Origin of the sequence: Psychrobacter sp. 4Dc, assembly GCF_002836715.1 — a bacterium.
Lineage (GTDB): Bacteria > Pseudomonadota > Gammaproteobacteria > Pseudomonadales > Moraxellaceae > Psychrobacter.
The window spans coordinates 1-7,524 of the sequence record NZ_PJAT01000015.1 but is presented as its reverse complement, the minus strand read 5'-3'; the positions used below and the strand labels follow the sequence as shown (position 1 = coordinate 7,524).

The window sequence follows — 7,524 nt, the reverse complement described above, 5'->3', positions numbered from 1 at the left end:
AAATTTAAACCTTTGGGTTTAAGCAAGTTTCGCCTCAAGCATTAGATTGTTTGAGGTTTTTTTGTGTCTGCGTATTTTGCTTAGACATTGTTTATATAGCTGCTGCGCTACCTAACACTTAACTCGCATGCAAATATTTCAGTGCTATGGCTATGGACGTTGACTTATTCGGCTTACACTAGCGATTAACGCTACCATCACTACGCCCATGACAATCAGAATACCAGACATCATATGCGCCGCCTCATAGTTGAGCGCCTCTACCTGCTCATATATCGCAATCGATACTACTTTAGTTTCGCCTGAGATGCTGCCGCCTATCATCAGTACAACCCCAAACTCCCCAATGGTATGAGCAAAGCTCACCAAACTCCCCAAAATAATACCCACGCGCGCTTGCGGTAAGGCTACTTTCATAAACCGTCGCATACGACTTGGTTCTAGGAGATGAGCGACTTCCGTGACACTTTGCGGAATACGCAAAAACTGTGCATAGACAGGCTGTATATAAAAAGGCAATGAGTAAATAATAGAACCAATGACCAGACCTTCAAAGGTAAAAATTAGCGGGCTAATATTATGTTCGCTTAACCATTTACCGATACCCATACTAGGACTGAGCAGTAACAATAGATAAAATCCAATCACGGTAGGTGGTAGCACCAGAGGCATCGTAATGATGCCCATCAGCAGTACCTTAAGACGTCCTATTGCTTTTATACGGTTCGGCTTAGCCAACCAGTAAGCGATAGGCGTTGCAAATAGTAATAGACATAAGGTAGTCACACAAGCGAGCTTAATGCTCACCCAAAATGGACTGAGCATATCTGACATAAGAGACTGGTCGATCATATAATGTCACTGCTAGTTCTATGATGAGAGGGGTTAGTCTAACGTATTACTGGACGGCCAGATAGCCTGCTTGTAAGAAGTGCTGCTGTCCTGCTTTTGAGCGCAGGTAGTCGGTGAAGTCTGCTGCTGGGGCGGTGTTATTGATAATTATGCCATCTTGTAAGATAGTTGGATAAGACGTTGGTAATAAGGTAATAAACTGCTCAGGCTTGGCTTTAATCGCAACAAGCTGAGACTGTGCTACAAAACCATACTCCACACTGCCCGTATACGCATATTGAAATGCCTGACCGATATTCTCTGACTGTATCAAGCTTTTTTGAGCATTCAACTTATCATACATATTTTGTGATTGCAGATAGGCTTTTGCAGAGGCACCATAAGGAGCAAGGTCAGGGTTCGCAATAGCTACCTTGCTGTCCTGAGTAAAGTCAGCACTGGTAAACACATCACCCAACGATGTTGGCGTAAAATCGTTTAAAGGTTTGCTGACACTATAGAGCGCTAACTGTCCTCTAGTATATGTAAAGGGCTTAGTTAGTTTACGCTCTTTACTAGTAACATCAGCTGAATTTTCATCAGCCAATTTAGCAGGGAAATCTTGATTGGCAGACAAGAATATATCATACGGTGCCCCTGCTTTGATTTGCGCATATAACTTGCCAGAAGAGGCATAAGTAACTTCAATATCTGAGATACCTGAAATACTTTGGGCAGGTGAGCTGTTATCAGCCTGATAGCTATCAATAATATGAGGTAGTACATCAGATAAGTTAGCAGCCGCAGCGATACGCAATGTTTGAGCTGGTTCAACTTTGTCAGAAGCAAGCGCCATATTGGCGTCTTTGTCTTGCGTACAAGCATTTAGTGACAATAGCAGACAAGCAGATACACAGGCAGTAACTAATGACTTAACCATTATTGCTGAGCCATTTAGACGAGTCGTCTTCGTAGTACTCTTGCTTCCACACAGGAATGTCTGCTTTGATGGTATCTAATATCCAGCGACACGCATCAAATGCTGGATAACGGTGCGCTGACACTACCCCAACCCACACAGCAACATCGCCAATCTCTAACGCACCGATACGATGTATCGCAATAGCATGCGTAATTTCAAAACGCTTTTTGGCTTCTTCTATAATGGCGCGACCTTGATTGATGGCCAAATCTTCATAACCATAATAGGTAAGGCGATCGACGCTCGTAGCGTTATTATGATTGCGCACTCGCCCTTCAAAGCAAACAAACGCGCCGCAGCTGTCATTATCTAACGTACTTTTTAGTCTATCTTCGTCAATCACAATATCTAGTAGTGCAAAACCATCACGCTCAGCGATAAGGTAAGCGTCGTCAGCACTACGTTTGATGCTCATTGAATGATCGTGGACGTTGTCGGTCATTTTTCTTCTCTATTTATTATTTTCTCTTTGTAACCACTGAATAGCTACTGACAAAATGGACACTAATAAACGCTTGTCTAACCACCAGCGACTGGCGTGATGAAAACCACGCTATCACCATTATTTATCTGGTCAGTCCATTTAACAAAGTAGTCATTTACTGCGACTCGTAGCTCCGACTGCGGACGGCTAAAGCGATGTTTTTGACTAAGCTGTTCGTATAGTTCAGTCAATGACGTATCCTGCTGTACGCTTACTGTCTCTTGTTGACAATTGGCCTCGTCAGCCAAACTGGCAAAATACATGACATTAATATTCATCGTTGATTCGATATTAGTTGTCATATCGATAACACTCATAAACCTCTCCCTCTTATGCAAGCTTCCTTGCTTGGCATTTAGCATATCTTTATTGATTAATTAATTGATGACGCACTCTGCAATTTTGTCACTTTAAGCATGACTGTAGTCTGATTTACCACCTGTCTTTTTGACCAGATGAATATCATCTATAACGATGTCATGCGATAGTGCTTTGGTCATATCATAGATAGTTAAGCAGGCAACACTAACCGCTGTTAACGCTTCCATCTCCACCCCTGTCTTATGCGTAACCTTGACCACCGCACTGACCGTGAGGCTGCTGAGCGCGTCATTGTACTCAAAGCTCAAACCTATCTTGTCTAACGGTAGTGGATGACAAAGCGGTATCAGATCATGAGTGCGTTTGGCCGCCATGATACCAGCGATGTGAGCCGTTTGCGTGATGCTACCTTTTTTGGTCATCCCATCAGCCGCTTTAATCTGCGCATAAATCTCACTAGGAAAGCGTACTTGTCCAGTGGCATTGGCTTCTCGCGTCGTTGCTGTCTTACCACTAACATCGACCATGGTAATATCACCATCACTGTCTAAGTGAGATAAAGTAGATTGCTGATTTATCTGAACGCTGTCACTCATTTATATAACCTTTTCTATGTGATATTTTTATTATTTTGGTAGAGCAGCACATGCCTGCTTAAAATCTTCAGGCGTATTGAAGTTGGTTAGATTTTGCCACTCTTTGCTAAATGGTACAGCTTGCACTAATGGCTGAATAAACTGCATCACCCTACGCTGTCCGCTATCTATATAGGCCTTCAAATCAGGCTCGATACTTAGCTGATACAGTCCTAATAGTGGATATAAGTGACCGTCATCTTTTAAGCAAATTACTTTCTTATCAGCAGCAAGGCTTATTTCACATTGTAATTTCTGCCACAAGTCAGTTGCTGGTATTAAGCTATCACAGCTAATAACCAGTAACCACGATGCTTGTACGTCTTTTGAGACGCCTGAATCATTCAAGCTGATCAAACCGTTCAATGTTTGTAAGGCTGATTCAATAGCGACCAAAGCGCCGCCAGTTTTAATCTGCTCATCATGCTCACTAGAGTCAAGATCAGCACCATAATCAGTAATATGAATAACAGGCACATTGAGGCTTTCTAAATGGACATCTAAACCAGTTTGAAAGTCGCGACCATTATCTGCAATCAATATAGGAACCTGTAACTTACTCGCATGGCGAACATGATAATCTAACAGCTGCTCACCTGACGGTAGTGTCAGCATCGCCTTAGCCGTTCCCATACGTCTAGATGCGCCGCCTGCCAAGATAACCACTCCTGCCAAACCATCCAGATTATTTGAGCAGTTTTTCATTTACCATTTACCTGTCAGGCTTGATTGTATATCACTCATAGCTCAATTATTTATAACTCAATCATGGCTAGGATTTTGTGCCAAAAAATGCGGCACAAAATTGCACGGACGAGTACGGCTATCAAACTGATCCTTTAAGATATTTTCCCAACCCGTACGGCAAGCACCAGACGATCCTGGTAGACAGAATATACCCGTACCATTGGCCATGCCAGCAACTGCTCGCGATTGTACGGTAGACATACCGATCTCATCTTTTGAGATTAGACGGAACATTTCACCAAAACCATCGATTGATTTATCAAACAGTACACTCACAGCTTCTGGCATGCTATCTCTGATGAAGAACCCTGTGCCGCCAGTGGTAATAACCGCATGAACGTCTGGACTAGCAATCCAACCACTAATGACTGCGCGAATCTGGTAAATATCGTCGGTGATTAATTGACGATCTGCTAAATGATGCCCTGCTTCAGTCAAGCTATCTACTAAGTACTGGCCTGACGTATCTTCTGCCAGCGTACGGCTATCAGAAACGGTCAATACAGCAATATTAAGTGGTGTAAATTGTGCAGCAGGCTTACTCATAAATAATCCTTTATAGATGTCATTTTATAATTGTATTAAAAAGCAGTTGTATCAAAAAAAGTTATGTAGAAAAACGATTGCACTGGCAGACAATCTCTATCAGCGTCATGATTGTAGACTCAAAGGTTTTTATCCGCCGATTATCGATAGATTGTGCATGATGCCACTGTTAGAATCATGCAAATGATGATGCTCAGGCTTGATTGGCATAAAGCTATGTAAAGTGTTTACCAGTCCTTGGATATCGTCTTGCTGTAAGTATGGACGGATATCATAGTTGCCTTGATCAAACAGACACAAATGCACCTTGCCTTGGCTGCTTACACGCAAGCGGTTACAGGTATCACAGAAGTGCGCCGCATATGGGGCAATCATACCGATACGACCAACATAATCAGGGTGGCTATACTCTACTGCTGGACCATCGGCACTACCGCGCTCATGCGGCTGCCAACCATTTTCTAACAAATAATCAGTGATAATATCAGACTGAGCATGCTGAGCAAAAAACAAATCGCTATTATCACTGGTCTGCATAAATTCAATAAAGCGATAAGTCACTTGTCTGTCTTTGACATAGTCGATCGCCGTGATTAAATTCTCAAAAGCAGTCTCTGCCATCAAGACACTATTTATTTTCAGTTTGATATCAGTCGTTTCTAACAATATATCCATGTCAGCCAATATCTGCGGCAAGGTATCAAAGCCTGTCATTTTATGAAAGGTAACGGCATCAAAACTGTCCATACTGATATTGAGCTGGTCAAGTCCAGCAGCTTGCCAGTTGGCTATATGTTTACCCAATTTATAGCCGTTACTGGTCATCGCGACCGTCTCGATACCGTCAGTCTGCTTAATCGTTTCGATAATTTCGACAACATCACGACGAATAGATGGCTCACCACCTGTAATTCTAACTTTTTTGGTACCTACTTGAGCAAAGCCGCGCACCAAGGTTGCAATTTCAGAGATACTCAGCTCATCATCAGGGCGCTTACCTTGATAACCATTTGGCAGGCAATACTCACAGCGAAAATTACAGAAATCAGTAATAGACAGACGCAAATAAGTCAGACGCCGTGCAAACCCATCGGTTAGCGGCTGGTGATAGTCACTCATCTGCTCAGTGGGCACGACCAAGGAAGGCTCTATGTAGCCATCAGATAATGCCGGTGCCAAGCTCGGTGAATACATTTGCGGGCTGTCTATTTTGTGTTTGTCATCTATGTTGTCATCAATCATATGTTACTGCCATCAGTACTGCTTACTATAAGCACTACTTTGTTATTCGTGTTTAGCATACCAGTGTAAGGTTATAGGGTTACTCTTCAGCTCTGTGCGACCACCTTACAATAAATTGGCAAACGATGAATTAGCGATGTAGCCAAGGAAACGGTTGTACAACGACGTCATTACCAGCTGCTACGTTCCCACTATCTTTATCCAACACAATGAAGCAATTAGCGCGGCTCAGCTGTTTGATTCTATGTGACTGCTGTCTTGAAAAGCACTCAACTTGATAATGACCTGTCTCATCTCGTGACAATACGCCACGCTGAAAGTCTTTGCGGCCGGGAGATTTTCTGATGTCACTGATCAGTTTGGCTTTGATCGTTAGCGGCATCGGCTGCTCTGACACGCTAGCACCTGACATTTGCCACAATGCAGGTATCACAAACTGTAACGTACCCACAACCGTAGAGAGCGGATTGCCCGGTAGGCCAAAATACAATACTGGCTTATCAAGATTTTTATTCAATTCACCAAATACAAAAGGCTTACCAGGCTTCATCGCCACTTTGTAATGGTTAATTTGACCTAGCGTTTCAATCACCGTGGTCAAAAAATCATAGTCACCAACAGAAACACCTGCAGTAGATATCAGTACATCACAGTCCTGTATGGCCTCATTGACTGCGATAGTTGTCTGCTCTAGGTTATCAGGAATAATGCCATAGTCACGAATAGTGATAGGCAAATCTGACAGCAGGCTTTTGAGCGTTGGGGTATTAGAATTATATATTTGGGCTAGGCTTTGTAGCTCATTGCCAATAGATACGAGCTCATCACCTGTTGCCAACACCCCTACAACGAGCGGCTGGAACACGTTCACTTGGCTAATACCAAGGTTAGCCAGTAAGCTAATGTCTGCAGGATTAAGGCGTTTACCGATTTTTAAAACGGCTTCGCCAGACTCAATCTCTTCGCCTTGTGAGCGGATATTATCATCAACTTTGGCCGTTTGCGTGAGCGTGATGCTATAAGGTCGAGATTTATCAACGGTCGCTTTGATATCTGCAAAGTTTGTATTCTCTTGCATAATGACCGTATCACAGCAATCTGGCACGACTGCACCAGTAAAAACCCGAACCCCTTGCTCTGCAGCTGTCTTACCAGTATAAGAACTGCCAGCTTGCGACTCACCAACGATTTCGATAGTACTGCTTTCTGATAACTCACTTCCCTTTGCAATCGCATAGCCATCCATTGCAGATAGGTTTTGTCGCGGCACATCAAAGGGTGAAGCAATATCTTGAGCCAGTATATGGTTTAGGCTGTCCAGCAGTTCTATAGTGTTGACGGCTCTTTTTTGTAGCGGAAAATCAGTAATATGATAATTATCTATCCGTTGCTGTATCGCAGCTTGTAATTCTTCCATGGTAATCATAAGGTCACGCTCTTTCTATTGTTCTAATTATTTATAATCGAAACTGTTATTTAAAATGGTCATTGAAAACTGTCACTAAAAACTATGAGTAAAAGTCATCGTCAAAAAACACATTATCTAGAGTCTATCATTCAAAGTATCAACTTTCTTGTATTAACCTTGTCCTGATAAGTTTTGAATAAAGCCAGATTACACTGGTCTTAATATTTGATATTTATTGCATTGTCCATGGCGTTAAAAATGTCAGCAAAAGCAGACATAGATTGAGACAAAAAAAGCACCTTGGCAAGGTGCTTTTTGTAGAACAAAG

The 7,524-nt window shown here is 42.5% G+C and carries 9 protein-coding genes; all 9 read right to left on the bottom strand.

All coding sequences use genetic code 11. The features are described from left to right. Positions 1-150: 150 nt before the first annotated feature. The 9 genes from modB to glp all read right to left on the bottom strand — a co-directional run bounded on the left by modB (position 151) and on the right by glp (position 7,214). Entirely contained in the window at positions 151-852 is a 702-nt protein-coding gene (gene modB / locus CXF61_RS01225; RefSeq protein ID WP_165596866.1) for a molybdate ABC transporter permease subunit, read from the bottom strand. A gap of 46 nt (positions 853-898) precedes the next feature. Then, entirely contained in the window at positions 899-1,771 is an 873-nt protein-coding gene (gene modA / locus CXF61_RS01220; protein ID WP_165596865.1) for a molybdate ABC transporter substrate-binding protein, read from the bottom strand. Next, positions 1,764-2,255, bottom strand: a complete 492-nt coding sequence (locus CXF61_RS01215; protein WP_165596864.1) for a molybdenum cofactor biosynthesis protein MoaE — start codon at positions 2,253-2,255, stop codon at positions 1,764-1,766. Before CXF61_RS01215 ends, modA begins: the two co-directional genes overlap by 8 nt. Positions 2,256-2,332: 77 nt before the next feature. Beyond that, a complete protein-coding gene (locus CXF61_RS01210; RefSeq protein WP_165596863.1) occupies positions 2,333-2,614 on the bottom strand; it encodes a MoaD/ThiS family protein in 282 nt (93 codons plus the stop codon). A gap of 93 nt (positions 2,615-2,707) precedes the next feature. Beyond that, positions 2,708-3,214 (bottom strand): cyclic pyranopterin monophosphate synthase MoaC, encoded by a 507-nt coding sequence (gene moaC / locus CXF61_RS01205; protein WP_165596862.1) that lies wholly within the window; start codon positions 3,212-3,214, stop codon positions 2,708-2,710. A gap of 30 nt (positions 3,215-3,244) precedes the next feature. Continuing rightward, a complete protein-coding gene (locus tag CXF61_RS01200; RefSeq protein ID WP_165596861.1) occupies positions 3,245-3,958 on the bottom strand; it encodes a molybdenum cofactor guanylyltransferase in 714 nt (237 codons plus the stop codon). A 57-nt stretch (positions 3,959-4,015) separates the two neighbouring features. Further along, positions 4,016-4,546, bottom strand: coding sequence for a molybdenum cofactor biosynthesis protein B (gene moaB / locus CXF61_RS01195; RefSeq protein ID WP_102078147.1), 531 nt, complete (start codon positions 4,544-4,546; stop codon positions 4,016-4,018). A gap of 129 nt (positions 4,547-4,675) precedes the next feature. Next, the gene (gene moaA / locus CXF61_RS01190) at positions 4,676-5,788 is read right to left on the bottom strand and encodes a GTP 3',8-cyclase MoaA (RefSeq protein ID WP_165596860.1); all 1,113 of its coding nucleotides are present in this window, start codon (positions 5,786-5,788) and stop codon (positions 4,676-4,678) included. A gap of 130 nt (positions 5,789-5,918) precedes the next feature. Continuing rightward, on the bottom strand, positions 5,919-7,214 hold the full coding sequence (gene glp / locus CXF61_RS01185) for a molybdopterin molybdotransferase MoeA (RefSeq protein WP_165596859.1): 1,296 nt from the start codon (positions 7,212-7,214) through the stop codon (positions 5,919-5,921). Positions 7,215-7,524: the final 310 nt, after the last annotated feature.

Excerpts from the sequence above, each read along its gene's own strand:
- modB (WP_165596866.1), bottom strand. The coding sequence starts at position 852 with ATGATCGACCAGTCTCTTATGTCAGATATGCTCAGTCCATTTTGGGTG.
- modA (WP_165596865.1), bottom strand. The coding sequence starts at position 1,771 with ATGGTTAAGTCATTAGTTACTGCCTGTGTATCTGCTTGTCTGCTATTG.
- CXF61_RS01215 (WP_165596864.1), bottom strand. The coding sequence starts at position 2,255 with ATGACCGACAACGTCCACGATCATTCAATGAGCATCAAACGTAGTGCT.
- CXF61_RS01210 (WP_165596863.1), bottom strand. The coding sequence starts at position 2,614 with ATGAGTGTTATCGATATGACAACTAATATCGAATCAACGATGAATATT.
- moaC (WP_165596862.1), bottom strand. The coding sequence starts at position 3,214 with ATGAGTGACAGCGTTCAGATAAATCAGCAATCTACTTTATCTCACTTA.
- CXF61_RS01200 (WP_165596861.1), bottom strand. The coding sequence starts at position 3,958 with ATGAAAAACTGCTCAAATAATCTGGATGGTTTGGCAGGAGTGGTTATC.
- moaB (WP_102078147.1), bottom strand. The coding sequence starts at position 4,546 with ATGAGTAAGCCTGCTGCACAATTTACACCACTTAATATTGCTGTATTG.
- moaA (WP_165596860.1), bottom strand. The coding sequence starts at position 5,788 with ATGATTGATGACAACATAGATGACAAACACAAAATAGACAGCCCGCAA.
- glp (WP_165596859.1), bottom strand. The coding sequence starts at position 7,214 with ATGATTACCATGGAAGAATTACAAGCTGCGATACAGCAACGGATAGAT.